This is a genomic window from Citrobacter sp. L55 (assembly GCF_002850715.1).
In the GTDB taxonomy this organism is placed as follows: Bacteria; Pseudomonadota; Gammaproteobacteria; order Enterobacterales; family Enterobacteriaceae; genus Citrobacter; species Citrobacter braakii.
Genome location: NZ_KZ559407.1, coordinates 64438 through 89477 on the forward strand (window position 1 = coordinate 64438; position 25040 = coordinate 89477).

The following is a 25040-nucleotide window of genomic DNA, read 5'->3' on the forward strand; positions in this document are numbered from 1 at the left end:
GACGGGGTTTGCGTGTCATACGCTTACCTCGCATTCGCCCTCTTTATCCTTTTCGCACAGGTCAAACAAGTTTGAGGACTTGCTTCAGAGGGAATCTCAATTACTGCATAAATATGATGAGCAGACTGCTCATCCAGAAAGCTTCCAGCGGATTTCCAAGTTATCGGGAATCCACACACAGGTCAAATGGCAATCTTATTTATGCAAAAATGTGCTATTGGGCAATTAACTTTATGAAAATATTGAAATAAAAGGGTTTTATACATTGATATAACCTGAGGAGGATGCCCTGGGAAGTGTGATCTGTCTCACTGTAAGAGAGGCCGGATATCTCTCGTCCTCCCTTTGTTTATCGATATACTTGGCATTTTATGCTGGTTTTTAGAGTTTTGGCGTCTTAAAGATACTGTTTTTACGCTGAGAGTATAAGAAGATAAAAAAAACAGCTGGATATAAGGAAAAGTAATTATATTTTGAGTGAATGGAATTTCGATTATTTTGATTTGTTATGCAATAAATAAAGGCTCGCCAGGGCGATTGATCCAGGTCATCGCCGACTGGGGCAAAAAATGGCAGGCTTTGGCCTCTTTTCAAGGCGCGGTCTACCAGATTATGCAGTTACAGAAATTAGTCAATATGTTTGGTGGGGATCTTTCTCGCCGTTATGGGCAAAAGGTTCATAAACTCACGCTGCACGGCGGATTTAGCTGTCCAAACCGTGATGGCACCATCGGACGCGGCGGATGTACTTTCTGTAATGTCGCCTCGTTTGCCGATGAAGCACAGCAGCACCATTCAATTGCCGAGCAGCTTGAGCATCAGGCGCAGTTGGTCAATCGCGCCAGACGCTATCTGGCCTATTTCCAGGCTTATACCAGCACCTTTGCGGAAGTACAGGTGCTGCGTTCGATGTATCAACAGGCGGTCAGCCAGGCCAACATCGTCGGGTTATGCGTTGGGACGCGCCCCGATTGCGTGCCGGATGCGGTACTCGATCTGCTTTGTGAGTATAAAGACCTCGGCTATGAGGTATGGCTGGAGCTCGGTCTGCAAACTGCGCATGACAAAACTCTGCACCGGATAACCGCGGCCATGATTTTGCCTGCTATCAGAACACCACGCGGCTGGCGCGCGAGCGCGGGCTGAAAGTGTGCTCACACCTGATTGTTGGCCTGCCGGGAGAAGGACAGGCAGACTGTCTGCAAACCATGGAACGTGTGGTGGAGACGGGCGTTGACGGTATTAAGCTGCATCCGCTGCATATTGTGAAAGGCAGTACGATGGCAAAGGCCTGGGAAGCTGGACGGCTGAACGGAATTGAACTGGATGACTACACGGTTACCGCCGGGGAGATGATCCGCCATACGCCGCCAGAGGTGATTTATCACCGAATCTCTGCCAGCGCGCGTCGCCCAATGCTGTTGGCTCCGCTATGGTGTGAAAACCGCTGGACCGGGATGGTCGAACTGGATCGCTATCTCAATGCTCATGGTGTTCAAGGCTCTGCGCTTGGCACTCCGTGGATTCAGCCTGGGAGCTAACCATCCGGCAATCTGCGCCTGCTTGCCTGATGACGCTACGCTTATCAGGCCCACGTTGAATCTCTCCTCGGTCATTTCACCGATAACCTCCGCATTTCTTGCACAATCTTCAACGTCACGCTGAGAATTGAGTATTATTGTGCCAAGTTGTCGTGAAGGAACCCTCTATGAAGCAAATCCGTATGCTGGCGCAATATTACGTCGACCTGATGATGAAATTGGGTCTGGTGCGCTTTTCGCTGTTATTGGCGCTGGCGCTGGTCGTGTTGGCGATTGTGGTGCAGATGGCTGTCACCATGGTGCTGCATGGCCAGGTAGAAAGCATTGATGTTATCCGCTCTATCTTTTTTGGTCTGTTAATTACCCCCTGGGCCGTCTATTTTCTGTCAGTGGTGGTGGAGCAACTGGAAGAGTCCCGGCAACGCTTGTCACGACTGGTACAAAAGCTGGAAGAGATGCGCGAGCGCGATCTCAAGCTCAATGTGCAGTTAAAAGATAATATTGCCCAGCTTAATCAGGAAATTGTTGAGCGCGAAAAAGCCGAAGCGGAGCGCCAGGATACGTTCGAGCAGTTGAAGGTTGAAATCAAAGAGCGCGAAGAAGCGCAGATTCAGCTTGAGCAGCAGTCTTCCTTTTTACGCTCTTTCCTTGATGCCTCGCCGGATCTGGTTTTTTATCGTAATGAAGATAAAGAATTTTCCGGCTGTAACCGTGCCATGGAACTGCTGACCGGCAAGAGCGAAAAGCAGTTGGTGAATTTAAAACCGGCTGATGTTTACTCCCCTGAGGCGGCAGAAAAGGTCATTGAAACCGACGAGAAGGTGTTCCGTCATAACGTCTCGCTCACCTACGAACAGTGGCTGGACTATCCTGACGGGCGCAAAGCCTGCTTTGAAATTCGCAAAGTACCTTACTATGACCGCGTAGGTAAGCGGCATGGTCTGATGGGTTTTGGGCGCGATATTACCGAGCGTAAGCGTTATCAGGATGCGTTAGAGCGCGCCAGCCGCGATAAGACCACCTTCATTTCTACCATCAGCCACGAACTGCGCACCCCGCTTAACGGCATTGTCGGCTTAAGCCGGATCCTGCTGGATACGGATCTGACCGCTGAGCAGGAAAAATACCTGAAAACAATCCACGTCTCTGCCGTGACGCTGGGGAATATTTTCAACGATATTATCGACATGGATAAAATGGAGCGACGTAAAGTTCAGCTCGATAACCAGCCGATCGATTTCACCAGCTTTATGGCGGATCTGGAAAACCTCTCTGGCCTGCAGGCGCAGCAAAAAGGGCTGCGTTTTGTACTTGAGCCGACGTTACCACTGCCGCATAAGGTCATTACCGACGGCACGCGTTTGCGCCAGATTCTGTGGAATCTGATCAGCAACGCCGTGAAGTTTACCCAGCAGGGGCAGGTAACCGTGCGGGCGCGCTATGACCAGGGGAATATACTGCATTTCGAAGTTGAAGATTCCGGGATCGGTATTCCGCAGGATGAGCAAGATAAAATCTTCGCCATGTATTATCAGGTGAAGGACAGCAATGGCGGCAAACCGGCAACGGGAACCGGGATTGGTCTGGCCGTATCGAAGCGTCTGGCGAAAAACATGGGCGGTGATATTACGGTCTCCAGCCAGGCTGGCAAAGGCTCCATCTTTACGCTGACCGTGCATGCGCCTGCGGTAGCGGAAGAGATTGAAGACGCCTTTGAAGACGACGACATGCCGCTGCCAGCCCTGAATGTGCTGCTGGTGGAAGATATCGAACTGAACGTTATTGTCGCGCGTTCAGTGCTGGAAAAACTGGGCAACAGCGTGGATGTCGCCATGACCGGGAAAGCCGCGCTGGAAATGTTCACGCCGGGCGAATATGACCTGGTGCTGCTGGATATTCAGCTACCGGATATGACCGGTCTGGATATCTCGCGCGAGCTGACGCAAAAATACGCCCGTGAGGACCTGCCGCCGCTGGTTGCGCTTACCGCCAACGTTCTGAAAGATAAAAAAGAGTATCTGGACGCGGGAATGGACGACGTGCTGAGTAAGCCGCTGTCGGTTCCGGCGTTAACCGCCATGATCAAAAAATACTGGGATACCCGAAACAAAGAGGAGAGCACTGTGACATCTGAAGAGAGCAGTAAATCGCAAGCGCTGTTAGATATTCCTATGTTGGAACAATACCTCGAGCTGGTGGGACCGAAGTTAATAACCGACGGGCTGGCGGTGTTTGAGAAGATGATGCCGGGATATTTGAGCGTGCTGGAGTCCAATCTGACCGCACGGGATAAAAAAGGCGTTGTTGAGGAAGGCCATAAAATTAAAGGCGCGGCAGGTTCCGTGGGGCTGCGCCACCTGCAACAGTTAGGTCAGCAAATCCAGTCGCCAGATCTTCCAGCCTGGGAAGATAATGTTGCTGAATGGATTGAAGAGATGAAGCAGGAGTGGCAGCACGACGTGGCGGTATTGAAGGCCTGGGTGGCGAGCGCGGAAAAAAAATGACCCCGGCTTGACCGGGGTGCGCGAATACTGCGCCAACACCAGGGAAATCGTGGCTGCGCCGTAAATTATTATCATTGTTTACAAGGGCGCAGCCCTAATTTTCAGGCCGCACGCAGTTAAGATAGCAAATCTTAAATAATTTGTTACATGAATCAGTTAAATGTGTGAAGCGTAGCATTTAAATCATAATAACTAATATGTTTCAGCCAGTTGAGAAAGGAGTATCACGATGAAAAAAGTGGGTGTAGTGCTCAGCGGATGTGGCGTGTATGACGGCGCAGAGATCCATGAAACTGTTCTCACGCTTCTGGCGATTGCCCGCAACGGCGCTCAGGCTGTCTGTTTCGCACCGGATAAACAACAAGCGGATGTGATTAATCATCTGACCGGCGAGCCGATGCAGGAAACGCGTAATGTGCTGATTGAAGCCGCCCGTATAACACGCGGTGATATTCGCCCACTTGCTCAGGCTGTCTCAACGGAACTGGATGCGTTGATCGTGCCAGGCGGGTTTGGCGCGGCCAAAAATCTGAGCAATTTTGCCAGCCAGGGCAGTGAGTGCCGGGTTGATAGCGACTTAGCTGCGCTGGCGGTGGCTATGCATCAGGCGGGTAAGCCGCTGGGATTTATGTGCATTGCGCCTGCCATGTTACCTAAAATTTTTGACTTTCCGCTGCGTCTGACCATCGGTACTGATATTGATACGGCAGAGGTGCTGGAAGAGATGGGCGCAGAACATGTGCCTTGTCCGGTTGATGACATTGTCGTTGATGAAGACAACAAAATCGTCACCACTCCCGCCTATATGCTGGCGCAGGACATCGCTCAGGCTGCGAGTGGTATCGATAAACTGGTATCACGTGTGCTGGTGCTGGCTGAATGAGAAAAGGAGTTACCGCCTTTCTGCGACGTATCTTTCTGCGGGCGGTCGTTGTCCTCGCCGTATTCTGGGGCGGGGGCATCGCACTTTTCAGCGTGATGCCAGTCCCTTTCTCTGCCGTGATGGTCGAGCGGCAACTGAGCGCATGGCTGTCCGGTGATTTCGGTTATGTGGCGCACTCAGACTGGGTGAGCATGGATGAGATCTCTCCGTGGATGGGACTGGCGGTGATCGCCGCGGAGGACCAGAAGTTTCCCGAGCACTGGGGATTCGATGTTTCCGCCATAGAGAAAGCGCTGGCGCACAACGAACGTAATGAAAACCGTATTCGCGGGGCGTCGACGTTATCGCAACAGACGGCAAAAAACCTCTTTCTGTGGGATGGACGTAGCTGGGTGCGTAAAGGTTTCGAAGCCGGGCTAACGCTGGGTATGGAAACCGTCTGGAGCAAGAAGCGTATTCTGACCGTTTACCTGAATATTGCTGAGTTTGGTGATGGGGTTTTCGGCGTGGAGGCAGCGGCGCAGCGCTATTTCCATAAGCCAGCCAGTCGGCTGAGTCTGTCTGAAGCGGCCTTGCTGGCTGCGGTATTACCCAATCCTTTGCGTTTTAAAGCGAATGCGCCTTCTGGTTATGTACGTAGCCGTCAGGCGTGGATTATGCGCCAAATGCGCCAGCTAGGCGGTGAGTCGTTTATGCGGGAAAATAAGCTGTATTAATGGGTTTATTGCCGGATACGGATCCGGCCTACGGGAGTGTGACGTTGCCGTGTAGGCCTGATGAGCGCAGCGCTTCAGTTACTCGACTAATCTTCATCAAATCCTGAATTAAACAGGGCAATCACCGCTGCCAGGGCTTCCACTTCCTGTGGACCCGTGGCTTCAACTTCTATCTGACGCCCTTTGGCGGAATCCAGCATCAGCAGAGCGATAACACTGTTTGCCTCGGCTTCCGTTCCTTCATCATTACGCAGCAAAACTTCTGCTTCAAAACCCTGCATCAATTCAAACAGTTTCATGGCTGGGCGAGCATGCATACCCAGCTTATTCGTGATTTCAACAGTTTGCTTCACGGTCATGATTTACGTTTTTCCAGCGTACGATGGCGTGACTGTACGTTTTTACCGCGTGAGCGGAAGTAGTCTGCCAGCTGCTCTGCAATATACACCGAACGGTGTTTCCCGCCGGTACAGCCGATAGCTACGGTGAGGTAGCTGCGGTTGTTGGTCTCCAGCATGGGTAACCATAGCTCAAGATAGCTGCGAGTCTGGTAGATAAAATTGTGTACTTCTGTGTGCCTGTCAAGAAAGGCGGCGACGGGGCGGTCAAGACCGGTCATCGGGCGCAGCTTCGGATCCCAGTGCGGGTTAGGCAGGAAACGCACGTCAAAGACGTAATCCGCGTCAATTGGGATACCGTGTTTGAAACCAAAGGATTCGAATACCATCGTCAACTCGCGTTCACGCTTGCCCAGCAGGCGGGTACGCAACATTTCCGCCAGTTCGTGCACGGACATTTCGGAGGTATCCACGATCAGGTCAGCACGAGAGCGCAGCGGCTCCAGCAAATCGCTTTCCTTATCGATAGCGCTCTCCAGAGATAAGTTCTTGCTGGAAAGAGGATGCAGGCGACGCGTGTCGCTGTAGCGGCGAATCAGGGTGTTACGATCGGCGTCAAGGAACAGCAACTGTGGTGAGAAGCCTTCAGGCAGATTGTTCATTGCCTGCTCGAAAATCTCTGGGGACTCAGGCATGTTGCGCACATCAATGCTGACGGCCGCAGAAATCTGGCGATCGGCCAGAGTACGAGCCAGATCGGGCAACAGCACTACGGGAAGGTTATCCACGCAGTAAAAACCCATATCTTCCAGCGCTCGCAGGGCGACAGATTTTCCTGACCCCGAACGACCGCTGACGATCATCAGTACCATGTACTGTTTCTCCTCACAACGACAAAAAAGGATGCCATTGGGTTGTTATGCTTCATCCAGTCCACCTTCGGTGTCCGTGATGATTTGATACAACTCCTGGTCACTCTGTGCTGCGCGCAGGCGGCGGCAGATGGTTTTATCGGCCAGACGTTTGGCGACCAGCGACAACGTATGCAAATGCGTCTTGGTTTGGTCTGCCGGAACCAGCAGGGCGAAAAGCAGATCGACGGGTTGATTATCAATGGCGTCGAAAGCAATAGGCGTTTCAAGTTGCACAAACACGCCAACTGCGCGCATCGTGTCTTCTTCCAGCTTTCCGTGCGGGATAGCAATTCCATTACCGATGCCGGTACTGCCCATTTTTTCACGCGTCAGAATGGCTTCAAATACCACCTGAGAGGGCAAGCTGAGCTGTTTTGCCGCCAGTTCGCTGATGATTTCCAGCGCGCGTTTCTTGCTTTGGCAGTGAACGCCAGCGCGTGTACATTCCTGGTTAAGAACATTGCTCAGTTGTAGAGTCGTATCGTTATTTGTCATAATTTCACCTAAGCGCTAACTGTACAAATGGCCCGTTGTGCTACACAACAGGCCGTCCTGCACCCGCTAACTGCCCGGACAAGTTAGTGCTGTTTCAGTTTATCTTTATGTTTTGTTAACTGCCGAGCCAGTTTATCAATTAAACCGTCAATGGCGGCGTACATATCCTGACCTTCCGCGCTGGCATGAATTTCGCCACCGTTCACATGCAGTGTTGCATCCGAGATATGTGTCACCTTCTCCACTTTCAACACAATATAGACCTGATTAATCCGGTCGAAATATTGTTCTAGCTTGGCGAATTTTGTATTAACAAATTCGCGTAAGGCTTCAGTAATTTCGACGTTGTTTCCAGTGATGTTGAGCTGCATAGTGTCTTCCTTATCGGTTGGGTCAGACCAGCTGTTTGCGCTGGTTCGACGGCGGAATGGATAAAGACTCTCGGTACTTCGCAACAGTGCGGCGTGCCACCATGATACCCTGTTCTGACAGCATAGAGGTTAACTTGCTGTCACTCAGCGGTTTCGCGGGGTTTTCCGCAGCAATTAATTTCTTCACCAGTGCACGGATAGCTGTGGATGAGGCTTCGCCTCCGCCTTCAGTGTTAACGTGACTGGAAAAGAAATACTTCAATTCAAAAATGCCGCGCGGACTGTGCAGATACTTTTGCGTGGTCACTCGGGAAATGGTCGATTCGTGCATCTCGACGGCCTGGGCGATATCCGCCAGCACCATCGGTTTCATAAACTCTTCGCCTTGATCAAAGAAGGCTTGCTGCTGTTCAACGATACAGCGACTGACGCGCAGCAGCGTATCATTGCGACTTTCCAGGCTTTTAATCAGCCACTTTGCATCCTGCAGATTGCTACGAATAAACTGGCTGTCAGCGTCGTTGCGCGCGCTGTTGCACATGGCGGCGTAGTGCTGGTTAATCTGCAACCGTGGAATGCTGTCGCCGTTGAGTTCGACCACCCAGCGATCGTTATGCTTACGCACCAGTACATCCGGAATAACGTATTCTGGCTCCCCGGTCTGGATAGACTGCCCAGGTCTGGGGTCCAGGGACTGAATAAGATTGACGGCTTCTTTCAGCACATCTTCTTTCAGCCGGGTTACGCGCATCAGCGTGCGGAAGTCATGGTTGGCTAACAGATCGAGGTGATCGCTGATGATCAGGCGCGCTTCTTCCAGCCACGGCGTGGCTTTATCAAACTGGGAAAGTTGGATCAATAAGCAGTCGCGGAGATCTTTGGCCGCCACGCCCACGGGATCAAAACGCTGAATGCGTTTAAGCACGGCTTCGATTTCGTCCATGCCGACGTCGTCATCGCCCATGCTTTCGAGAATATCGTCCAGGGTTACGGTGAGATAACCGGTTTCGTCTACCGCATCAACAATGGATGTCGCAATTGCGCGATCGGTATCCGAGAACGGGGTCAGCTCCACTTGCCACATCAGGTAATCCTGCAGCGATTGCGTGGTCTCACCCTGATACACAGGCAGTTCGTCGTCGATGTAATCCCCGCTGGTGCCAGAAGGCGTACCGGCGGTGTAAATTTCATCCCAACTGGCGTCAAGCGGCAGCTCCTCTGGCATCTCTTTTTGTTCGAGAGCATCTGCGGTGTCGAGGGATTCGCTGTCCTGTTTTTCCTGGGTATCAATTTCGTCGTGAAGATCGGTTTGCTCGAGCAGTGGATTACTTTCCAGCGCTTGCTGAAGTTCTTGCTGAAGTTCCAGCGTGGACAGCTGCAACAGACGGATAGCCTGTTGTAGCTGAGGCGTCATCGCCAGTTGTTGGCTAAGCCTGAGTTGCAAACCTTGCTTCATGTTCAGAGTTGTTCTCTCCTGCGGTGACGTGAAGTCTTCTACCCTATCAGAGTCTGAAGTCTTCCCCAAGGTATACGCGTTTAACGTGCTCATCCTGCAGTATTTCTGTTGGCGTGCCATGCGCGATCAGGTGGCCCTGACTCACGATGTAGGCGCGCTCACACACTGCCAGCGTTTCGCGAACGTTATGGTCGGTAATCAGCACCCCAAGCCCGCTGTCGCGCAGGTGTTCGATGATCCGTTTGATATCAATAACGGAAATCGGGTCAACACCGGCAAACGGTTCATCCAGCAGGATAAATTTCGGATTCGCGGCCAGTGCGCGGGCGATCTCCACGCGGCGTCGTTCACCACCGGAGAGCGACTGTCCCATGCTGTCACGCAGGTGTTCGATGTGGAACTCTTCCATCAGCTCGTTGGCGCGATCTTCCCGCTGCTCGCTGGTAAGATCGTCACGAATTTGCAGCACCGCCATCAGGTTATCAAACACGCTCAGGCGACGGAAAATAGACGCTTCCTGCGGCAAGTAGCCGATGCCGCGACGCGCGCGCGCATGCAGAGGCAGTAGGCTGATGTCTTCGTCATCAATGATAATGTTGCCCGCATCACGCGGGACAATGCCGACCACCATGTAAAAGGTCGTTGTCTTGCCCGCACCGTTAGGACCGAGCAGACCGACGATCTCCCCGGAGTTGACGGTCAGACTGACATCTTCCACCACACGGCGGCCCTTATAGGCTTTTGCAAGGTTCTTTGCAGTTAATGTTGCCATAACGAATCAGTTACCTTTTTTCTCTGCCGGAGCCTTGTTTTTGTCCTGCAACTGCGACGGTACCAGAACGGTGGTGACGCGTTTGCCTTTATCGCTGAAGGCCTGCATTTTCTGCTCTTTCACCAGATAGGTGATCTTATCGCCCGTGATGTTGCTATCGAGCTGTTCCAGGTAAGCCTTACCGGTGAGAACGACGAAGTCTTTCGCCAGTTCATAATGCATGTGTGAGGCGTGGCCTTTAACCGGTTTACCGTTGTCCTGCATCTGGTAAAAGGTTGCAGGATTACCGTAGCCATCAATGACTTCTTTACCGTCTTCACCGCCAGGGCGGGTCACGACGACTTTATCGGCGTTAATTTTGATGGTGCCCTGAGTCACAATCACGTTGCCAGTAAAGGTCACCACGTTGCCTTGCATATCAAGAGACTGCTGGTCTGACTCAATGTGAATCGGCTGCTCGGTATCGCCGGTAACGGCGAATGCCGGGATGCTGGCGGCCAGAAGTGCGCTGGCAAGCACAAGATTAAGGCTGAGTTTGTTTGTTTTGGATTTCATATGAGGTTCTAACCTTTTCAATCAGCTCGGCGTTCTTGCTGCGTAAGTTGCCGCGCATCTTCAGTCCGCTGGAGTTAAATGTTGTGCCATATAACGTGACGAGATCATCGGAAGTGACGTCTTGTGTCACCAGGTTAATCTGTGCGTTATCGGTCGTAATTCTGCGTAGTTGAGAGTCGGGCACCAGGGCGTTGACCTCAACATGGCCGTACAGATATAGCATCCGATCGTTGGTCAATTTGGCTTTATCAGCCTTGATCGTCCAGGTCGGTACTTTATCCTTATCAAATGTGGTTAATACCGGTTGAGTAAACCACGAAACCGCTTGTTCCGAATAATATTCAACGTTTTGCGCGATCAAGTGATAGCTCAGTGCGCCTTCGGGACTATACACAACGGTATCAGTATGTTCGCTCTTATAGGTTGGCTCGTTGTTATTTACGACGACCTCAGCGGTGTCGTCTTTGTCTGCCAGATTAATACCAATCATCACAAGGACAGCCAGCGACAGTAGAATGATAACCCAACGTCTGGTTTTGCTCATATCGATTGCCCTTTGGCCTCGTCCAGTTTGCCCTGCGCCAGGAGTAATAAATCGCAGACTTCACGTACCGCGCCGCGTCCCCCATCGATGCGGGTGACATAATCGGCCCGCGGGATCAGCAAAGGATGAGCATCCGCCACCGCCACGCTTAATCCCACTTGTGCCATCACCGGCCAGTCGATCAGATCATCGCCAACGTACGCAACATTTTCAGGAGCGATCGCCAGTTTGCTAAGGAGATCGTTAAAGGCGACCAGTTTGTCTGACTGCCCCTGATACAAATGCGTGATCCCCAATGTGGCACAGCGATCTTCTACAAGTTTAGCCTTTCGTCCGGTAATAATGGCAACCTCGATACCGGAAGTGAGCGCACAGCGAATTCCGTAACCATCGCGGACGTTAAAAGCCTTCAGCTCTTCACCGTTGTTGCCCATATAAATCAGACCATCAGACAGTACGCCATCCACATCCAGGATCAGCAAACGGATGTTCTCTGCCCGGGTGATAACGTCTGTGCTGACGGGTCCATAACAGGTCGCAAGCGACGCACCTGCTTTACTCATTTTCTTTATCCTTGAGTTTCTTACACTACACCTGCACGCAGCAGATCATGCATATGTAACACACCAAGTAACCGGTCGCCATCAGCAACCATTACCGAGGTGATATGGCGGGACTGCATTAAGTTCAGGGCATCGACGGCAAGAATGCCCGGACGCACGCGAATGCCGCCAGGGGTCATCACATCGGCAATGCCTAACTGGCGAACATCAACGCCCATATCGAAGACGCGACGTAAATCGCCATCGGTGAAAATACCGTCAATCTTCATGTCATCATCGCAAATGACGGTCATGCCGAGATTTTTACGCGTGATCTCAAGTAAGGCGTCACGCAGGCTGGCGCTTTTAGTCACATGCGGGATCTCATCGCCCGTATGCATAATATCGTTAACGCGCAGTAAAAGCTTACGGCCTAGTGCGCCACCGGGATGAGATAACGCAAAATCTTCCGCGGTAAAGCCACGCGCTTTTAATAATGCCACGGCTAGCGCATCGCCCATCACCAGCGTTGCGGTCGTGCTGCTGGTCGGCGCCAGGCCTAACGGGCAAGCTTCCTTGGGCACTTTAACACACAGATGCACATCTGCCGCACGCGCCATGCTGCTTTCCGGACGACCGGTCATGCAGATAAGCGGTACATGAAGACGTTTTAACACCGGGATTAACGCCGCTATCTCATTGGATTCTCCGGAGTTAGAGATGGCGATGACTACATCCTGCGGCGAGACCATGCCCAGATCGCCATGTGCGGCTTCGCCTGGATGCACGAAAAATGAGGGGGTGCCGGTGCTGGCAAATGTGGCCGCCATTTTCCGCCCGATATGTCCAGATTTCCCCATCCCCATCACCACAACTTTGCCCGGGCAGCTGAATATTTTCTCGCAGGCGAGAGTAAAATTTTGGTTGATGTACTGATCAAGCTCCGCCAGGCCTTCACGTTCAATTGCCAGGACTTCCTTGCCTGCTTGCTGAAAGTCAAAACCCGGTTGCAACTCTAAGTGCGACATAATGCGTTTCCAGTTATCCAACGAGAAGTGGCGATAACCAATACAGCATCGCCAGCCATATGATAAAACCGCCGGTCAGCAGCGCACCCGCGCCGCGACCAATCTGGCGCGGACGTCGCCAGCAGAGTAGTGCAAAAATTACGCTCACCAGCAGCATGACGCTATAGTCACGGGTGAAGGCCATCGGATTAACTTCCCCCGGCGTAATCAGCGCCGGCAGTCCGAGGACGATAACAATATTAAAAATGTTCGCGCCGATGATGTTGCCGACGGCAATATCGTTTTCACCTTTACGCAGACCCGCAATTGCCGTTGCCAGCTCCGGCAGGCTGGTACCAATGGCGACAACCGTCAGCCCGATGGTGAGTTCGCTCATGGCGAAGTAGTTCGCCAGTACGGTTGCGTTATCTACCACCATACGTGTTGCCATTGGCATAATAATTAGCGCAATACCCAACCACAAAAAGGCGACCGGTAACCCGCCTTCGCGTGGCAGTTCCGCGATCTGCTCGCGGGTCAGGCTGTCGTTACCTTGTCGCTCAGCCAGACGGGCGATCTTAACAATGAATAACAGCCATAGCACGGCCAGAAGCAGAAGAAAGAAACCATCGCTGCGACTCAATTGCCCGTCATACAGGACCGATGCGGCTAAGATGCTTACCAGCAACATTAGCGGTAATTCACGACGCAGAACATCAGAATGCACGGTAAAAGGATGAATCAGCGCCGACAGGCCTAAAATAAGCAGTATGTTGGTAATGTTAGAGCCGATGGCGGTACCGACGGCTAAATCAAGCTGCCCGTTCATCGATGCGGCAACGGAGACAATTATCTCGGGTAACGATGTACCAATACTGACCACGGTCATCCCGATGATAATGGGGGGAATACCGAAGTTTCGACATAAAATGGATGCGGCAAATACCAGTCGGTCGGCACCGTAGACCACCAGAAGTAAACCAATTATTAACAGCGCCGTCGCTAAAAGCATCTAAAGTCCTTTCTTCAGGTATACTCGCCGGTCCACTTGAAGGATTTCTGGAAGCCGTCACGAATTCTTAATTTTGACTTTATGCGGCTAAAAAGTAAAACAAATGCCAGCTTTCGCTAACCAGGACAGGTAATAATCTGTAAATATGTTGGGTTCAGGGCTAAATTGAGCGCCAAGCTCTTCGATCAACGAGGCAATAGTAAAGGATGAATCAATGGGTCAGTCTGTGGCGAATCTAATCGATATGCGCGATGTCAGCTTTTCCCGAGGCGACCGCTGCATCTTTGATAATATTTCCCTGACGGTGCCGCGTGGTAAGGTGACGGCGATCATGGGGCCATCAGGCATCGGCAAAACGACGCTGTTGCGTCTGATCGGCGGACAAATCTCCCCGGATAAGGGCGAGATCCTGTTTGACGGCGAAAATGTCCCGGCCATGTCCCGTTCGCGTTTATTTACCGTGCGTAAGCGCATGAGCATGCTATTCCAGTCTGGTGCGCTGTTTACTGATATGAATGTGTTTGACAACGTTGCATACCCGTTGCGCGAGCATACAACGCTGCCTGCGCCGCTGCTGAAAAGCACGGTAATGATGAAGCTCGAGGCCGTTGGCCTGCGGGGCGCGGCAAAATTAATGCCTTCTGAATTATCCGGTGGGATGGCGCGTCGTGCCGCGTTAGCACGTGCTATCGCGCTGGAGCCAGACCTTATTATGTTTGATGAGCCGTTCGTCGGCCAGGATCCCATCACCATGGGCGTGCTGGTGAAGCTGATTTCTGAACTGAACAGCGCGCTGGGCGTCACCTGCGTGGTGGTTTCCCATGATGTGCCAGAAGTGCTGAGTATTGCGGATTACGCCTATATTATGGCGGACAAAAAAATAGTGGCCTACGGTAGTGCTCAGGCGCTGCAAGAAAATGCCGATCCGCGTGTGCGTCAGTTCCTCGATGGCATTGCCGATGGACCGGTTCCGTTCCGTTACCCGGCGGGCGACTACCACATCGATTTACTCAAAACAGGGAGTTAAGCCACCCATGTTGTTAAATGCGCTGGCATCACTCGGACATCGGGGAATAAAAACCCTCAGGACGTTCGGGCGAGCCGGATTAATGTTGTTCAATGCAGTTGTCGGCAAGCCGGAGTTTCGCAAACATGCGCCGCTGCTGATACGCCAGCTCTATAATGTCGGTGTCTTATCGATGCTGATCATTATTGTTTCTGGCGTGTTCATCGGCATGGTGCTGGGGTTGCAGGGATACCTGGTGCTGACGACCTACAGTGCGGAAACCAGCCTCGGTATGCTGGTGGCGCTGTCATTGCTACGTGAGCTGGGGCCGGTGGTTGCGGCGCTGTTGTTTGCCGGGCGGGCTGGATCGGCCTTAACCGCAGAGATTGGCCTGATGCGGGCGACCGAGCAGCTTTCCAGCCTGGAAATGATGGCCGTCGACCCACTGCGCCGAGTGATCTCCCCACGTTTTTGGGCCGGTGTGATTTCATTGCCGCTGCTGACGATTATATTTGTCGCGGTGGGGATCTGGGGTGGGTCGTTGGTTGGCGTAAGCTGGAAAGGTATTGATGCAGGCTTTTTCTGGTCGGCTATGCAAAATGCCGTCGACTGGCGTCTGGATCTGGTCAACTGTCTGATTAAGAGCGTGGTGTTTGCCATTACGGTCACATGGATTGCATTGTTCAATGGTTATGATGCTATCCCGACCTCTGCCGGGATTAGCCGGGCAACGACACGCACCGTAGTGCACGCCTCTCTTGCCGTTCTGGGGCTGGATTTTGTGCTGACCGCACTGATGTTTGGGAATTGAGTTCATGCAAACGAAAAAAAATGAAATTTGGGTCGGGTTATTCCTGCTGGTTGCGCTGCTGGCCGCGCTGTTTGTCTGCCTGAAGGCGGCGAACGTCACCTCAATGCGTACTGAACCGACTTATACGATTTATGCGACCTTTGATAATATCGGCGGTCTGAGAGAGCGCTCTCCGGTGCGGATTGGCGGGGTCGTGGTAGGACGCGTATCGGACATCTCGTTAGATCAGAAAACGTACCTGCCGCGCGTGACGCTGGAAATTGAATCGCGTTTTAACCATATTCCTGACACCAGTTCTCTGAGCATCCGTACTTCCGGTCTGTTGGGCGAACAGTATCTGGCATTGAACGTAGGTTTTGAAGATCCTGAGCTGGGAACGTCTATCCTCAAAGATGGCGGTACGATTCAGGACACGAAATCTGCGATGGTGCTGGAAGATATGATTGGTCAGTTCCTTTACAACAGCAACAGTAAAGGTGATGACAATAAGAATTCTGGCGATGCGCCAGCCGCAACTGAAGGCAATAATGAAGCCACTACGCCTGCGGGCGCAACGAAATAATCTCAGGAGAATCGACGTATGTTTAAACGATTGATGATGGTGGCTATGCTGGTGATTGCTCCACTTAGCGCGGCAACCGCAGCGGACCAGACGAACCCGTACAAACTGATGGATGAGGCGGCGCAGAAGACGTTTGACCGTCTGAAGAACGAGCAACCTAAAATCCGTTCCAACCCGGATTACCTGCGTCAGGTGGTCGATCAGGAACTGCTGCCTTACGTGCAGGTTAAGTATGCAGGCGCACTGGTACTGGGCCGCTACTACAAAGATGCGACACCGGCTCAGCGTGACGCCTATTTCGCCGCATTCCGTGAATATCTGAAGCAGGCTTACGGTCAGGCGCTGGCGATGTACCACGGCCAGACCTATCAGATTGCCCCTGAGCAGCCGCTGGGTGATGCGACCATCGTGCCTATCCGCGTAACCATCATCGATCCAAACGGTCGTCCTCCGGTACGTCTGGATTTCCAGTGGCGTAAAAATTCCCAGACGGGTAACTGGCAGGCGTATGACATGATTGCTGAAGGCGTAAGTATGATCACCACCAAACAGAATGAGTGGAGCGACCTGCTGCGTACGAAAGGTATTGATGGCCTGACGGCACAGCTGAAATCTATTTCTCAGCAGAAAATCACGCTGGAAGAGAAAAAATAATGACGCAGTCACTCACCTGGATGCGTGAAGGCGACAAGCTGGTGCTGGTGGGAGAGCTGGATCAGGACGTGTTAAACCCATTATGGGATGCGCGAGTTGAGGCGATGAAAGGGGTATCCTGTATCGACCTGAACCAGATTTCCCGGGTGGATACCGGTGGTCTGGCATTACTGCTGCACCTGATTAATGAGGGCAAGCAGCAGGGGAACAGCGTTTCGCTCGCTGGCGTTAACGATAAAGTGTACACGCTGGCGCAGCTTTACAATTTGCCTGACGACGTTCTTCCGCGTTAATTTTTGTAAGCCGGATAAGGTCTTGTGCCGCCATCCGGCAACTCCTCTGCGGGGGATCTGCCACTAAAGCCTTGTCTGATTTATCAGCGGGGCTTTTTGCTTATTTATGACAGCGCCACTTTGCTCTAAGATGTTGGGCTGTTTTCACTATCTGACGAATGAAGAGCCCATGGAAAATAATGAAATTCAGAGCGTGCTGATGAATGCACTCTCCCTCCAGGAAGTCCACGTTTCTGGCGACGGCAGTCACTTTCAGGTTATTGCCGTGGGTGAGATGTTTGAAGGCATGAGCCGGGTCAAGAAACAGCAATCGGTCTATGGCCCGTTGATGGAGTACATTGCGGACAACCGCATTCATGCCGTGTCGATTAAGGCGTTTACTCCAGCGGAATGGGCGCGCGATCGCAAACTTAACGGTTTTTGAGCTACGGGTGATATGCCGGTAGCGAAGATAAATTCTTAACAGAGAATAGAATAATGGATAAATTTCGTGTTCAGGGGCCAACCAAGCTCCAGGGCGAAGTCACAATTTCAGGCGCTAAAAACGCCGCGCTGCCGATCCTGTTTGCGGCGCTGCTGGCTGAAGAACCTGTAGAGATCCAGAACGTCCCGAAACTGAAGGATGTTGACACCTCAATGAAGCTGCTGAGCCAGTTGGGGGCGAAAGTTGAGCGTAATGGTTCTGTGCACATTGATGCACGTGACGTGAACGTCTTCTGTGCGCCGTACGATCTGGTCAAAACCATGCGTGCATCCATCTGGGCGCTTGGGCCACTGGTTGCCCGCTTTGGCCAGGGCCAGGTTTCACTGCCGGGCGGCTGCACCATCGGCGCGCGTCCGGTTGACCTGCACATTACTGGTCTGGAGCAGTTAGGCGCGACTATTAAGCTTGAAGAAGGCTATGTGAAAGCGTCCGTTGATGGCCGCCTGAAAGGCGCGCATATCGTCATGGACAAAGTGAGCGTCGGCGCGACGGTCACTATCATGTGCGCAGCAACGCTTGCCGAAGGCACTACCATCATCGAAAACGCCGCGCGTGAACCGGAGATCGTGGATACCGCGAACTTCCTGATTGCGCTGGGCGCAAAAATCACAGGCCAGGGTACCGATCGTATTACCATCGAAGGCGTTGAGCGCCTCGGCGGCGGTGTGTATCGCGTTCTGCCTGACCGCATCGAAACCGGTACTTTCCTGGTCGCAGCGGCAATTTCTCGCGGCAAAATTATCTGTCGTAATGCACAACCTGACACGCTGGATGCCGTTCTGGCGAAGCTGCGTGATGCGGGAGCGGATATCGAAGTCGGTGACGACTGGATCAGCCTGGACATGCACGGTAAACGTCCGAAAGCGGTCAATGTGCGCACGGCACCGCACCCGGCGTTCCCTACCGATATGCAGGCCCAGTTCACGTTGCTGAACCTGGTGGCAGAAGGGACGGGTTTCATCACGGAAACCGTGTTTGAGAACCGCTTTATGCACGTGCCTGAGCTGAGCCGTATGGGCGCTCACGCAGAAATCGAAAGCAATACCGTGATTTGCCACGGCGTGGAAACGCTCTCCGGCGCACAGGTTATGGCGACCGATCTGCGCGCATCTGCAAGCCTCGTGCTGGCAGGGTGTATTGCTGAAGGTACGACGGTAGTCGATCGTATTTATCACATCGATCGCGGCTATGAGCGCATCGAAGATAAACTGCGCGCGCTGGGCGCAAACATTGAGCGCGTGAAAGGCGAGTAATCGTCTACGTCTCTTGTAACCCCCAGTTCTGTGAACCGGGGGTTACTACTCATCAGTGTTCATTCAGGATTCTGTTTCTCTTTGCGTCCCCTCATCATCCGCGTTCTGTCGATAAACTCATGTGTTTTTGCATCGTGATAGCGTGACGGCCAAATCACCCACGGGTCGGTTCCCAACGATCGGGCGATAATCAACTCACCTTTTGGCCATGGGCGTGTTAACGCATTGGCCAGCGTTGATGAGCTTAATCCATTTTTACGTGATTCAGCGGCCATTGAGGTCCCTTTCTTGCGCAGCCCGGCGATGATATCGGCCGGATGCCAGTCAATCAGCTTGTTTTCCATAAACTCATCTCTCCTTTGGTTATCGACTTATGGTTCCACGATCGGTTGTGGAGATACTATAACGCCCGGAGAACGAATGTTCTAAAATGTTCATGTAAAGTGTGAGTATATTCAGAATATGCCAAATTTATGCGAAGGTTACTGGAGAGGGGGACGTGTTTATTGGAATTTATAAAAGCATCCCGTGCAGGGCACGGGATGATGAAAGATGCCGCAGGGTATTAACGGTCGCGCTGTACAGCGATATGCGCCAGACCAATCAGCGCTTCTCTCCACGGCGTATCAGGCAGTACCTGCAGCGCAGCGATGGCCTTATCAGCCTCTTCTTCTGCACGTTGGCGAGTCCACTCCAGGGAACCACAGGCGTTCATCGCTTCCAGAACAGGCTCCAGAAGGTGACGGCCATTACCCTGCTCAATAGCCTGGCGGATCATTTGTGCTTGTTCAGGGGTGCCGTGGCGCATGGCATGCAGCAGCGGCAGCGTTGGTTTACCCTCGTTGAGGTCATCACCGACGTTTTTACCCAGTTGCTCGCCATCCGCGTTGTAATCCAGCAAATCGTCAATTAACTGGAAAGCAGTACCGAGATAACGGCCATAATCCTGCAACCCTTTCTCTTGTTCTTCGCTGCAACCAGCCAGAATGCCAGAGCATTGGGCAGCCGCTTCAAACAAACGCGCGGTCTTACTGTAGATAACGCGCATATAGTTTTCTTCAGTGATGTCCGGGTCGTTGACGTTCATCAACTGCAAGACTTCACCTTCGGCGATGACGTTGACCGCTTTCGACATGACTTCCAGCACTTTCAGCGAACCGAGGCTGGTCATCATCTGAAAAGCGCGGGTATAGATAAAATCGCCGACCAGCACGCTGGCCGCATTGCCAAACGCCGCATTCGCCGTGGCTTTTCCGCGGCGCATGTCGGACTCATCCACAACATCGTCGTGCAACAGGGTCGCGGTGTGGATAAACTCGATGAGGGCTGCAATCGTAACGTGCGCATTTTCCTGGTAGCCAACTGCACGCGCGGCGAGTACGGCGATCATTGGGCGAATGCGTTTTCCGCCGCCGCTAACGATGTAGTACCCCAGTTGATTGATCAGCTGCACGTCGGAATTGAGCTGTTCAAGGATTGTCGCATTGACCCCCGCCATATCTTGCGCGGTTAACTCATTGATTTTTTCTAAATTCATCGCAAAAGCCGGGCTTCTCGCCCCGATTACCTCACTGTATCGGAAGGTAACGTCGGGTTTAGGGTTATAAATATATGCTGATTGTACTGAAAAAACGCCATAGATAAACGTTACCGTACGTGTTGTGTTTTTTTTCTTCATGTATTGACGTAGCACTTGTCAAAGGCTCGCGTTTTGCGTAATATTCGCGCCCTATTGTGAATATTTATAGCGCACTCTGAATCATCAAAAAGGTGTGCGCGGAAGCGGAGTTTTTTATGTACGCGGTTTTCCAAAGTGGTGGTAAACAACACCGAGTAAGCGAAGGTCAGACCGTTCGCCTGGAAAAGCTGGACATCGCAACTGGCGAATCTGTTGAATTCGCAGAAGTTCTGATGATCGCAAACGGTGAAGAAGTCAAAATCGGCGTTCCTTTCGTTGATGGCGGCGTTATCAAAGCTGAAGTTGTTGCTCATGGTCGTGGCGAGAAAGTTAAAATTGTTAAGTTTCGTCGTCGTAAACACTACCGTAAGCAGCAGGGCCATCGTCAGTGGTTCACTGATGTAAAAATCACTGGCATCAGCGCTTAAGTTAAGGGGAGCAGATTAAATGGCACATAAAAAGGCTGGCGGCTCGACTCGTAACGGTCGCGATTCAGAAGCTAAACGTCTGGGCGTAAAACGCTTCGGCGGTGAAACAGTTCTGGCTGGTAGCATCATCGTTCGTCAACGTGGTACTAAATTCCACGCTGGCTCCAACGTTGGTTGCGGCAAAGACCACACTCTGTTTGCTAAAGCAGACGGTAAAGTGAAATTTGAAGTGAAAGGCCCGAAAAACCGTAAATTCATCAGCATCGTTGCTGAATAAGTTTTTCGCGTCCCGGTAACGGATAAAAGCCCCGCAACACGTTGCGGGGCTTTTTACATTCGACGGCCGGTAAATACGCTCGTCGCGCCGTGATAACCCGGAAACGAGCCCTTGCAGGGAATACGGCATGAAGCAGCAGGCAGGTATTGGTATTCTGTTAGCACTCACAACGGCAGTATGTTGGGGCGCTTTGCCAATAGCGATGAAGCAAGTGCTGGAGGTGATGGAGCCTCCTACCGTGGTGTTCTACCGTTTTTTAATGGCAAGCATTGGCCTTGGCGCTATTCTTGCGGTTAAAAAAAAGCTCCCTCCGCTGCGTATTTTTCGCAAAGCGCGTTGGCTGATACTGTTGGCTATCGCTACCGGTGGGTTGTTCGGTAACTTCATTCTGTTTAGTTCATCCTTGCAATATTTGAGCCCAACGGCTTCGCAGGTTATCGGTCAGCTGTCACCGGTTGGTATGATGATTGCCAGCGTCTTTATCCTGAAAGAAAAGATGCGCGGTACGCAGGTGATTGGCGCCATTATGCTTCTGAGCGGCCTGGTTCTGTTTTTTAATACCAGTCTGATCGAAATTTTTACCCGTCTCACCGATTACACCTGGGGCGTTATCTTTGGTGTTGGTGCGGCGATGGTCTGGGTGAGCTATGGGGTCGCGCAAAAGGTGTTATTGCGCCGCCTGGCATCACCGCAGATCCTGTTTTTACTGTACACTTTATGTACGATTGCGTTGTTGCCGTTGGCTAAACCCGGTGTCATCACGCAGCTCAGTGACTGGCAGCTGGCATGCCTTGTATTCTGCGGCCTGAATACGCTGGTAGGATACGGTGCTCTCGCGGAAGCGATGGCGCGTTGGCAGGCGGCACAGGTGAGCGCCATTATTACGCTCACTCCGCTGTTTACGTTGTTATTTTCAGATTTATTATCACTGGCCTGGCCCGATTTCTTCGCCAGACCGATGCTAAACCTATTAGGTTATCTCGGTGCGTTTATCGTGGTTGCGGGCGCGATGTATTCCGCCATTGGTCATCGAATTTGGGGCGGTTTACGTAAGCATGAAACGGTGGTTTCGCAGCCCCGCTCAGGCGAATGATTTACGGAGAGTAAAATGAAGTTTGTTGATGAAGCATCGATTCTGGTCGTTGCAGGTGATGGCGGTAATGGTTGCGTCAGCTTCCGCCGCGAAAAGTACATCCCAAAAGGCGGTCCGGACGGTGGAGACGGTGGTGATGGTGGTGACGTTTGGCTGGAAGCCGACGAAAACCTGAACACGCTGATCGATTACCGTTTTGAAAAATCATTCCGCGCGGAACGTGGACAGAATGGCGCGAGCCGTGATTGCACCGGCAAGCGTGGTAAAGATGTCACGATTAAAGTGCCTGTAGGTACGCGTGTAATCGATCAGGGCACGGGCGAAACCATGGGCGACATGACCAAACACGGTCAGCGTCTGATGGTCGCTAAAGGCGGCTGGCACGGTCTGGGTAATACCCGTTTCAAATCCTCGGTCAACCGTACTCCGCGTCAGAAAACGATGGGTACACCGGGCGATAAACGCGATCTGATGCTGGAGCTGATGCTGCTGGCGGACGTGGGGATGCTGGGCATGCCAAACGCCGGTAAATCGACGTTTATCCGTGCGGTGTCCGCGGCGAAGCCGAAAGTCGCTGACTATCCGTTCACCACTCTGGTTCCGAGCCTGGGTGTGGTACGTATGGACAACGAAAAGAGCTTCGTGGTTGCCGACATTCCGGGTCTGATTGAAGGCGCGGCTGAAGGCGCAGGCTTGGGTATCCGCTTCCTGAAACACCTGGAACGCTGCCGCGTACTGCTACACCTCATTGATATCGATCCGATTGACGGTTCCGATCCGGTTGAAAATGCCCGTATCATTATTGGCGAGCTTGAAAAATACAGCCAGGATCTGGCGTCTAAACCGCGTTGGTTAGTGTTCAACAAAATTGATTTGCTGGATAAGGCTGAAGCGGAAGAGAAAGCGAAAGCGATAGCTGAAGCGTTAGGCTGGGAAGGTAAATATTACCTGATCTCCGCCGCCAGCCAGTTGGGCGTGAAGGATCTCTGCTGGGATGTGATGACCTTTATCATCGAGAACCCGATTGTTCAGGCTGAAGAAGCGAAACAGCCAGAGAAAGTCGAGTTCATGTGGGATGATTATCACCGCCAGCAACTCGCTGAAGTCGAAGACGAAGCAGAAGATGACTGGGATGACGATTGGGACGAAGACGACGAAGAAGGCGTTGAGTTCATCTACAAGCGTTAATCACATTAAAAACCCCGGCCATGTTGCCGGGGTTTTGTTTCCAGGTTTCAGAAGGCCGGATTAGGTGCGTTAGCGCTGCCATCCGGCAAACATACTCAGTTATTCTGATAAATATCCTTGTATAACCGGCTCTCGAAGCGGACCAGTGGAATACGGCGATTACGCTGATCAGCTGGCTCTACCGCATAACCAGACAGATACTGCACAAATGCCATGCGCTGACCGCTTGCCGTGGTGATGAAGCCTGCCAGGTTATAGACCCCCTGCAGTGAGCCTGTCTTCGCCGATACTTTGCCATCTACGCCAGCCTGATGCAGACCCGCACGGTATTGCAAAGAGCCGTCATGGCCTGCCAGCGGCAGCATGGTGATAAAATTCAGCTCGTTATCGTGCTGAGCGATATATTGCAGCACCTGCATCATGGTCGCCGGGGCAATCAGGTTATGGCGGGAGAGCCCAGAACCGTCGGCAATAATGGTGTTGCCGATATCAATACCCGCTTGCTGACGCAGAATCTGGCGTACGGCATCAGAACCTGCTCGCCAGGTACCTGGCACGTTAAATCGTGCATGGCCAATCATACGGAAAACGGTATCGGCAATCATGTTGTCCGATTTTTTCAGCATAATCTTAAGCAGGTCGTGCAGCGGCGCCGACTGCTTACTGGCTACCACGGTCCCCGGCTCGTTGACCAGCGTCTGGCGCAGCAGAGTCCCGCTGTAAGTGATACCAGCTTGTTTTAGCTCATCTTTGATAATCGCCCCGGCATAGCTGGCGCCGTCCTGAATAGCGAATGCCAGCGGCAGCGGATCGGCTCGTTGGGGCAGACATCCGGTCAACGTAAAGCGGTTGAGATCGCCTGGAACCACGTCCAGTTCACAATATTGCGCTTCGGCAGAGCCACGAGCGAGAGTACGCACCTGACTGAACATGGTGACCGGGTAGTAAGATGCCACGCGGATAAAGGCGAGATTGTTAGGTTTTTGCGCGCTATAGAGTGAAACCGAGAAACAGTTACGATCGACAATGGCTGCCGCGGGCGGTGCGCTAAAACACTGCGTCATGTCGTTCCAGGGCCAGCCAGGCGCTTTATCATGGCTGGCGAAAATGGAGGTGTCGATCATGACATTTCCGGCAATTTGCGTCACGCCTGATTTTTTCAGGGTTGCCACCATATTGCGAATATCCTGACGTTTTAGCGTCGGATCGGCACCAAATCGCGCCACTAAGTCACCTTTCAAAACGCCGCCTTCCACGTTGCCTTTAGTCTCAAGCGTGGTGGTAAAACGAAAGTCAGGCCCGAGCTGAATCAATGCCGCCAGCGCGGTGATCACTTTCTGGGTACTGGCCGGCAGCGCCATCTGCTGGCTATGGTAATCAATAGCAGGAGCAGGTGCGCCAACCTTCTGTACCATAAGGGCGAGGTTGGCCCCGGCAGGGAGCTGATTGATATACTCGTCGACGTTCGCAGCCTGAACGCTGAACGCTATACTGGCAGTCAATCCAATGGTAAATCTGGAAAATCGCATAATCTCGCGCTAACAACCTGGAAACAGGCCGTCATACTACGGCGCAACGCCCCAAAAAGTAAACGATGACCCATAGGGAACTCCAGGGTAAAATGATCATCAAATAGAGAATTGTAGCTGACCTGGGACCCTGA

At 52.3% G+C, this 25040-nt stretch carries 28 protein-coding genes and 1 pseudogene; 15 read left to right on the top strand and 14 right to left on the bottom strand.

What is annotated here, in order from left to right:
- Nucleotides 1-612: 612 nt before the first annotated feature.
- The 4 genes and pseudogenes from B9P82_RS18020 (at nucleotide 613) to mtgA (ending at nucleotide 5644) form a co-directional block, all read left to right on the top strand.
- A pseudogene (locus B9P82_RS18020) lies at nucleotides 613-1541 on the top strand (TIGR01212 family radical SAM protein).
- 167 nt (nucleotides 1542-1708) lie between these two features.
- Nucleotides 1709-4045 (top strand): aerobic respiration two-component sensor histidine kinase ArcB, encoded by a 2337-nt coding sequence (gene arcB, locus B9P82_RS18025; protein ID WP_019077790.1) that lies wholly within the window; start codon nucleotides 1709-1711, stop codon nucleotides 4043-4045.
- 229 nt (nucleotides 4046-4274) lie between these two features.
- Nucleotides 4275-4928: an isoprenoid biosynthesis glyoxalase ElbB gene (gene elbB, locus B9P82_RS18030; protein WP_016154692.1), complete on the top strand. Its 654-nt coding sequence runs from the start codon at nucleotides 4275-4277 to the stop codon at nucleotides 4926-4928.
- Nucleotides 4925-5644: a monofunctional biosynthetic peptidoglycan transglycosylase gene (gene mtgA, locus B9P82_RS18035; RefSeq protein WP_101700719.1), complete on the top strand. Its 720-nt coding sequence runs from the start codon at nucleotides 4925-4927 to the stop codon at nucleotides 5642-5644. Before elbB ends, mtgA begins: the two co-directional genes overlap by 4 nt.
- An 86-nt stretch (nucleotides 5645-5730) precedes the next feature.
- Here mtgA and npr read toward each other — a convergent pair whose 3' ends face one another.
- From npr to B9P82_RS18090, 11 genes are all read right to left on the bottom strand, one after another.
- Nucleotides 5731-6003 (bottom strand): PTS phosphocarrier protein NPr, encoded by a 273-nt coding sequence (gene npr / locus B9P82_RS18040; RefSeq protein WP_003828770.1) that lies wholly within the window; start codon nucleotides 6001-6003, stop codon nucleotides 5731-5733.
- Nucleotides 6000-6854 (bottom strand): RNase adapter RapZ, encoded by an 855-nt coding sequence (rapZ, locus tag B9P82_RS18045; protein WP_003025085.1) that lies wholly within the window; start codon nucleotides 6852-6854, stop codon nucleotides 6000-6002. The genes npr and rapZ overlap by 4 nt, the downstream gene beginning before the upstream one ends.
- 45 nt (nucleotides 6855-6899) lie before the next feature.
- Nucleotides 6900-7391 carry a PTS IIA-like nitrogen regulatory protein PtsN gene (ptsN, locus tag B9P82_RS18050; protein WP_016154690.1) on the bottom strand — a complete coding sequence of 164 codons (492 nt, stop codon included), beginning with the start codon at nucleotides 7389-7391 and terminating at the stop codon, nucleotides 6900-6902.
- An 83-nt stretch (nucleotides 7392-7474) separates the two neighbouring features.
- Nucleotides 7475-7762: a ribosome hibernation promoting factor gene (gene hpf / locus B9P82_RS18055; protein ID WP_038634275.1), complete on the bottom strand. Its 288-nt coding sequence runs from the start codon at nucleotides 7760-7762 to the stop codon at nucleotides 7475-7477.
- A 22-nt stretch (nucleotides 7763-7784) separates the two neighbouring features.
- Nucleotides 7785-9218 (bottom strand): RNA polymerase factor sigma-54, encoded by a 1434-nt coding sequence (rpoN, locus tag B9P82_RS18060; protein WP_016154689.1) that lies wholly within the window; start codon nucleotides 9216-9218, stop codon nucleotides 7785-7787.
- 46 nt (nucleotides 9219-9264) lie between these two features.
- Nucleotides 9265-9990 carry an LPS export ABC transporter ATP-binding protein gene (gene lptB, locus B9P82_RS18065; RefSeq protein WP_003025073.1) on the bottom strand — a complete coding sequence of 242 codons (726 nt, stop codon included), beginning with the start codon at nucleotides 9988-9990 and terminating at the stop codon, nucleotides 9265-9267.
- Between the two features lie 6 nt (nucleotides 9991-9996).
- Nucleotides 9997-10545, bottom strand: a complete 549-nt coding sequence (gene lptA, locus B9P82_RS18070) for a lipopolysaccharide ABC transporter substrate-binding protein LptA (protein WP_016154688.1) — start codon at nucleotides 10543-10545, stop codon at nucleotides 9997-9999.
- A complete protein-coding gene (lptC, locus tag B9P82_RS18075; RefSeq protein WP_016154687.1) occupies nucleotides 10514-11089 on the bottom strand; it encodes an LPS export ABC transporter periplasmic protein LptC in 576 nt (191 codons plus the stop codon). Before lptC ends, lptA begins: the two co-directional genes overlap by 32 nt.
- Nucleotides 11086-11652, bottom strand: a complete 567-nt coding sequence (kdsC, locus tag B9P82_RS18080; RefSeq protein ID WP_046276014.1) for a 3-deoxy-manno-octulosonate-8-phosphatase KdsC — start codon at nucleotides 11650-11652, stop codon at nucleotides 11086-11088. Before kdsC ends, lptC begins: the two co-directional genes overlap by 4 nt.
- A 20-nt stretch (nucleotides 11653-11672) precedes the next feature.
- A complete protein-coding gene (gene kdsD / locus B9P82_RS18085; RefSeq protein WP_016154685.1) occupies nucleotides 11673-12659 on the bottom strand; it encodes an arabinose-5-phosphate isomerase KdsD in 987 nt (328 codons plus the stop codon).
- A gap of 13 nt (nucleotides 12660-12672) precedes the next feature.
- Nucleotides 12673-13650 carry a calcium/sodium antiporter gene (locus B9P82_RS18090; protein ID WP_016154684.1) on the bottom strand — a complete coding sequence of 326 codons (978 nt, stop codon included), beginning with the start codon at nucleotides 13648-13650 and terminating at the stop codon, nucleotides 12673-12675.
- Between the two features lie 214 nt (nucleotides 13651-13864).
- Here B9P82_RS18090 and mlaF point away from each other — a divergent pair, with 214 nt between their 5' ends.
- The 7 genes from mlaF (at nucleotide 13865) to murA (ending at nucleotide 18713) form a co-directional block, all read left to right on the top strand.
- Nucleotides 13865-14677, top strand: a complete 813-nt coding sequence (gene mlaF, locus B9P82_RS18095; RefSeq protein ID WP_016154683.1) for a phospholipid ABC transporter ATP-binding protein MlaF — start codon at nucleotides 13865-13867, stop codon at nucleotides 14675-14677.
- A 7-nt stretch (nucleotides 14678-14684) separates the two neighbouring features.
- Nucleotides 14685-15467 carry a lipid asymmetry maintenance ABC transporter permease subunit MlaE gene (mlaE, locus tag B9P82_RS18100; protein WP_003025053.1) on the top strand — a complete coding sequence of 261 codons (783 nt, stop codon included), beginning with the start codon at nucleotides 14685-14687 and terminating at the stop codon, nucleotides 15465-15467.
- Nucleotides 15468-15471: 4 nt separating this feature from the next.
- A complete protein-coding gene (gene mlaD / locus B9P82_RS18105; protein WP_016154682.1) occupies nucleotides 15472-16029 on the top strand; it encodes an outer membrane lipid asymmetry maintenance protein MlaD in 558 nt (185 codons plus the stop codon).
- Nucleotides 16030-16047: 18 nt separating this feature from the next.
- Nucleotides 16048-16683 (top strand): phospholipid-binding protein MlaC, encoded by a 636-nt coding sequence (gene mlaC / locus B9P82_RS18110; protein WP_016154681.1) that lies wholly within the window; start codon nucleotides 16048-16050, stop codon nucleotides 16681-16683.
- Nucleotides 16683-16976 carry a lipid asymmetry maintenance protein MlaB gene (gene mlaB / locus B9P82_RS18115; RefSeq protein ID WP_016154680.1) on the top strand — a complete coding sequence of 98 codons (294 nt, stop codon included), beginning with the start codon at nucleotides 16683-16685 and terminating at the stop codon, nucleotides 16974-16976. The genes mlaC and mlaB overlap by 1 nt, the downstream gene beginning before the upstream one ends.
- Before the next feature lie 169 nt (nucleotides 16977-17145).
- Nucleotides 17146-17400 carry a BolA family iron metabolism protein IbaG gene (gene ibaG, locus B9P82_RS18120; protein WP_003025040.1) on the top strand — a complete coding sequence of 85 codons (255 nt, stop codon included), beginning with the start codon at nucleotides 17146-17148 and terminating at the stop codon, nucleotides 17398-17400.
- Between the two features lie 53 nt (nucleotides 17401-17453).
- A complete protein-coding gene (murA, locus tag B9P82_RS18125) occupies nucleotides 17454-18713 on the top strand; it encodes a UDP-N-acetylglucosamine 1-carboxyvinyltransferase (protein ID WP_003839949.1) in 1260 nt (419 codons plus the stop codon).
- Nucleotides 18714-18772: 59 nt separating this feature from the next.
- Here the strand turns inward: murA and sfsB are convergent, their stop codons facing one another.
- Complete coding sequence (gene sfsB, locus B9P82_RS18130; protein ID WP_016154679.1) at nucleotides 18773-19057, bottom strand: DNA-binding transcriptional regulator SfsB; 285 nt, start codon at nucleotides 19055-19057, stop codon at nucleotides 18773-18775.
- Between the two features lie 221 nt (nucleotides 19058-19278).
- The gene (ispB, locus tag B9P82_RS18135) at nucleotides 19279-20250 is read right to left on the bottom strand and encodes an octaprenyl diphosphate synthase (protein WP_019077785.1); all 972 of its coding nucleotides are present in this window, start codon (nucleotides 20248-20250) and stop codon (nucleotides 19279-19281) included.
- Nucleotides 20251-20507: 257 nt separating this feature from the next.
- Here ispB and rplU point away from each other — a divergent pair, with 257 nt between their 5' ends.
- The 4 genes from rplU to cgtA all read left to right on the top strand — a co-directional run bounded on the left by rplU (nucleotide 20508) and on the right by cgtA (nucleotide 23377).
- Entirely contained in the window at nucleotides 20508-20819 is a 312-nt protein-coding gene (gene rplU / locus B9P82_RS18140) for a 50S ribosomal protein L21 (RefSeq protein WP_003025032.1), read from the top strand.
- Between the two features lie 19 nt (nucleotides 20820-20838).
- A complete protein-coding gene (rpmA, locus tag B9P82_RS18145; RefSeq protein WP_003025030.1) occupies nucleotides 20839-21096 on the top strand; it encodes a 50S ribosomal protein L27 in 258 nt (85 codons plus the stop codon).
- A gap of 127 nt (nucleotides 21097-21223) precedes the next feature.
- Entirely contained in the window at nucleotides 21224-22189 is a 966-nt protein-coding gene (locus tag B9P82_RS18150; protein WP_016154677.1) for a DMT family transporter, read from the top strand.
- 15 nt (nucleotides 22190-22204) lie between these two features.
- On the top strand, nucleotides 22205-23377 hold the full coding sequence (gene cgtA / locus B9P82_RS18155; RefSeq protein WP_016154676.1) for an Obg family GTPase CgtA: 1173 nt from the start codon (nucleotides 22205-22207) through the stop codon (nucleotides 23375-23377).
- A 95-nt stretch (nucleotides 23378-23472) separates the two neighbouring features.
- Here the strand turns inward: cgtA and dacB are convergent, their stop codons facing one another.
- The gene (dacB, locus tag B9P82_RS18160) at nucleotides 23473-24906 is read right to left on the bottom strand and encodes a serine-type D-Ala-D-Ala carboxypeptidase (protein ID WP_101700720.1); all 1434 of its coding nucleotides are present in this window, start codon (nucleotides 24904-24906) and stop codon (nucleotides 23473-23475) included.
- Between the last annotated feature and the right edge of the window lie 134 nt (nucleotides 24907-25040).

Excerpts from the sequence above, each read along its gene's own strand:
- arcB (WP_019077790.1), top strand. The coding sequence starts at position 1,709 with ATGAAGCAAATCCGTATGCTGGCGCAATATTACGTCGACCTGATGATG.
- elbB (WP_016154692.1), top strand. The coding sequence starts at position 4,275 with ATGAAAAAAGTGGGTGTAGTGCTCAGCGGATGTGGCGTGTATGACGGC.
- mtgA (WP_101700719.1), top strand. The coding sequence starts at position 4,925 with ATGAGAAAAGGAGTTACCGCCTTTCTGCGACGTATCTTTCTGCGGGCG.
- npr (WP_003828770.1), bottom strand. The coding sequence starts at position 6,003 with ATGACCGTGAAGCAAACTGTTGAAATCACGAATAAGCTGGGTATGCAT.
- rapZ (WP_003025085.1), bottom strand. The coding sequence starts at position 6,854 with ATGGTACTGATGATCGTCAGCGGTCGTTCGGGGTCAGGAAAATCTGTC.
- ptsN (WP_016154690.1), bottom strand. The coding sequence starts at position 7,391 with ATGACAAATAACGATACGACTCTACAACTGAGCAATGTTCTTAACCAG.
- hpf (WP_038634275.1), bottom strand. The coding sequence starts at position 7,762 with ATGCAGCTCAACATCACTGGAAACAACGTCGAAATTACTGAAGCCTTA.
- rpoN (WP_016154689.1), bottom strand. The coding sequence starts at position 9,218 with ATGAAGCAAGGTTTGCAACTCAGGCTTAGCCAACAACTGGCGATGACG.
- lptB (WP_003025073.1), bottom strand. The coding sequence starts at position 9,990 with ATGGCAACATTAACTGCAAAGAACCTTGCAAAAGCCTATAAGGGCCGC.
- lptA (WP_016154688.1), bottom strand. The coding sequence starts at position 10,545 with ATGAAATCCAAAACAAACAAACTCAGCCTTAATCTTGTGCTTGCCAGC.
- lptC (WP_016154687.1), bottom strand. The coding sequence starts at position 11,089 with ATGAGCAAAACCAGACGTTGGGTTATCATTCTACTGTCGCTGGCTGTC.
- kdsC (WP_046276014.1), bottom strand. The coding sequence starts at position 11,652 with ATGAGTAAAGCAGGTGCGTCGCTTGCGACCTGTTATGGACCCGTCAGC.
- kdsD (WP_016154685.1), bottom strand. The coding sequence starts at position 12,659 with ATGTCGCACTTAGAGTTGCAACCGGGTTTTGACTTTCAGCAAGCAGGC.
- B9P82_RS18090 (WP_016154684.1), bottom strand. The coding sequence starts at position 13,650 with ATGCTTTTAGCGACGGCGCTGTTAATAATTGGTTTACTTCTGGTGGTC.
- mlaF (WP_016154683.1), top strand. The coding sequence starts at position 13,865 with ATGGGTCAGTCTGTGGCGAATCTAATCGATATGCGCGATGTCAGCTTT.
- mlaE (WP_003025053.1), top strand. The coding sequence starts at position 14,685 with ATGTTGTTAAATGCGCTGGCATCACTCGGACATCGGGGAATAAAAACC.
- mlaD (WP_016154682.1), top strand. The coding sequence starts at position 15,472 with ATGCAAACGAAAAAAAATGAAATTTGGGTCGGGTTATTCCTGCTGGTT.
- mlaC (WP_016154681.1), top strand. The coding sequence starts at position 16,048 with ATGTTTAAACGATTGATGATGGTGGCTATGCTGGTGATTGCTCCACTT.
- mlaB (WP_016154680.1), top strand. The coding sequence starts at position 16,683 with ATGACGCAGTCACTCACCTGGATGCGTGAAGGCGACAAGCTGGTGCTG.
- ibaG (WP_003025040.1), top strand. The coding sequence starts at position 17,146 with ATGGAAAATAATGAAATTCAGAGCGTGCTGATGAATGCACTCTCCCTC.
- murA (WP_003839949.1), top strand. The coding sequence starts at position 17,454 with ATGGATAAATTTCGTGTTCAGGGGCCAACCAAGCTCCAGGGCGAAGTC.
- sfsB (WP_016154679.1), bottom strand. The coding sequence starts at position 19,057 with ATGGAAAACAAGCTGATTGACTGGCATCCGGCCGATATCATCGCCGGG.
- ispB (WP_019077785.1), bottom strand. The coding sequence starts at position 20,250 with ATGAATTTAGAAAAAATCAATGAGTTAACCGCGCAAGATATGGCGGGG.
- rplU (WP_003025032.1), top strand. The coding sequence starts at position 20,508 with ATGTACGCGGTTTTCCAAAGTGGTGGTAAACAACACCGAGTAAGCGAA.
- rpmA (WP_003025030.1), top strand. The coding sequence starts at position 20,839 with ATGGCACATAAAAAGGCTGGCGGCTCGACTCGTAACGGTCGCGATTCA.
- B9P82_RS18150 (WP_016154677.1), top strand. The coding sequence starts at position 21,224 with ATGAAGCAGCAGGCAGGTATTGGTATTCTGTTAGCACTCACAACGGCA.
- cgtA (WP_016154676.1), top strand. The coding sequence starts at position 22,205 with ATGAAGTTTGTTGATGAAGCATCGATTCTGGTCGTTGCAGGTGATGGC.
- dacB (WP_101700720.1), bottom strand. The coding sequence starts at position 24,906 with ATGCGATTTTCCAGATTTACCATTGGATTGACTGCCAGTATAGCGTTC.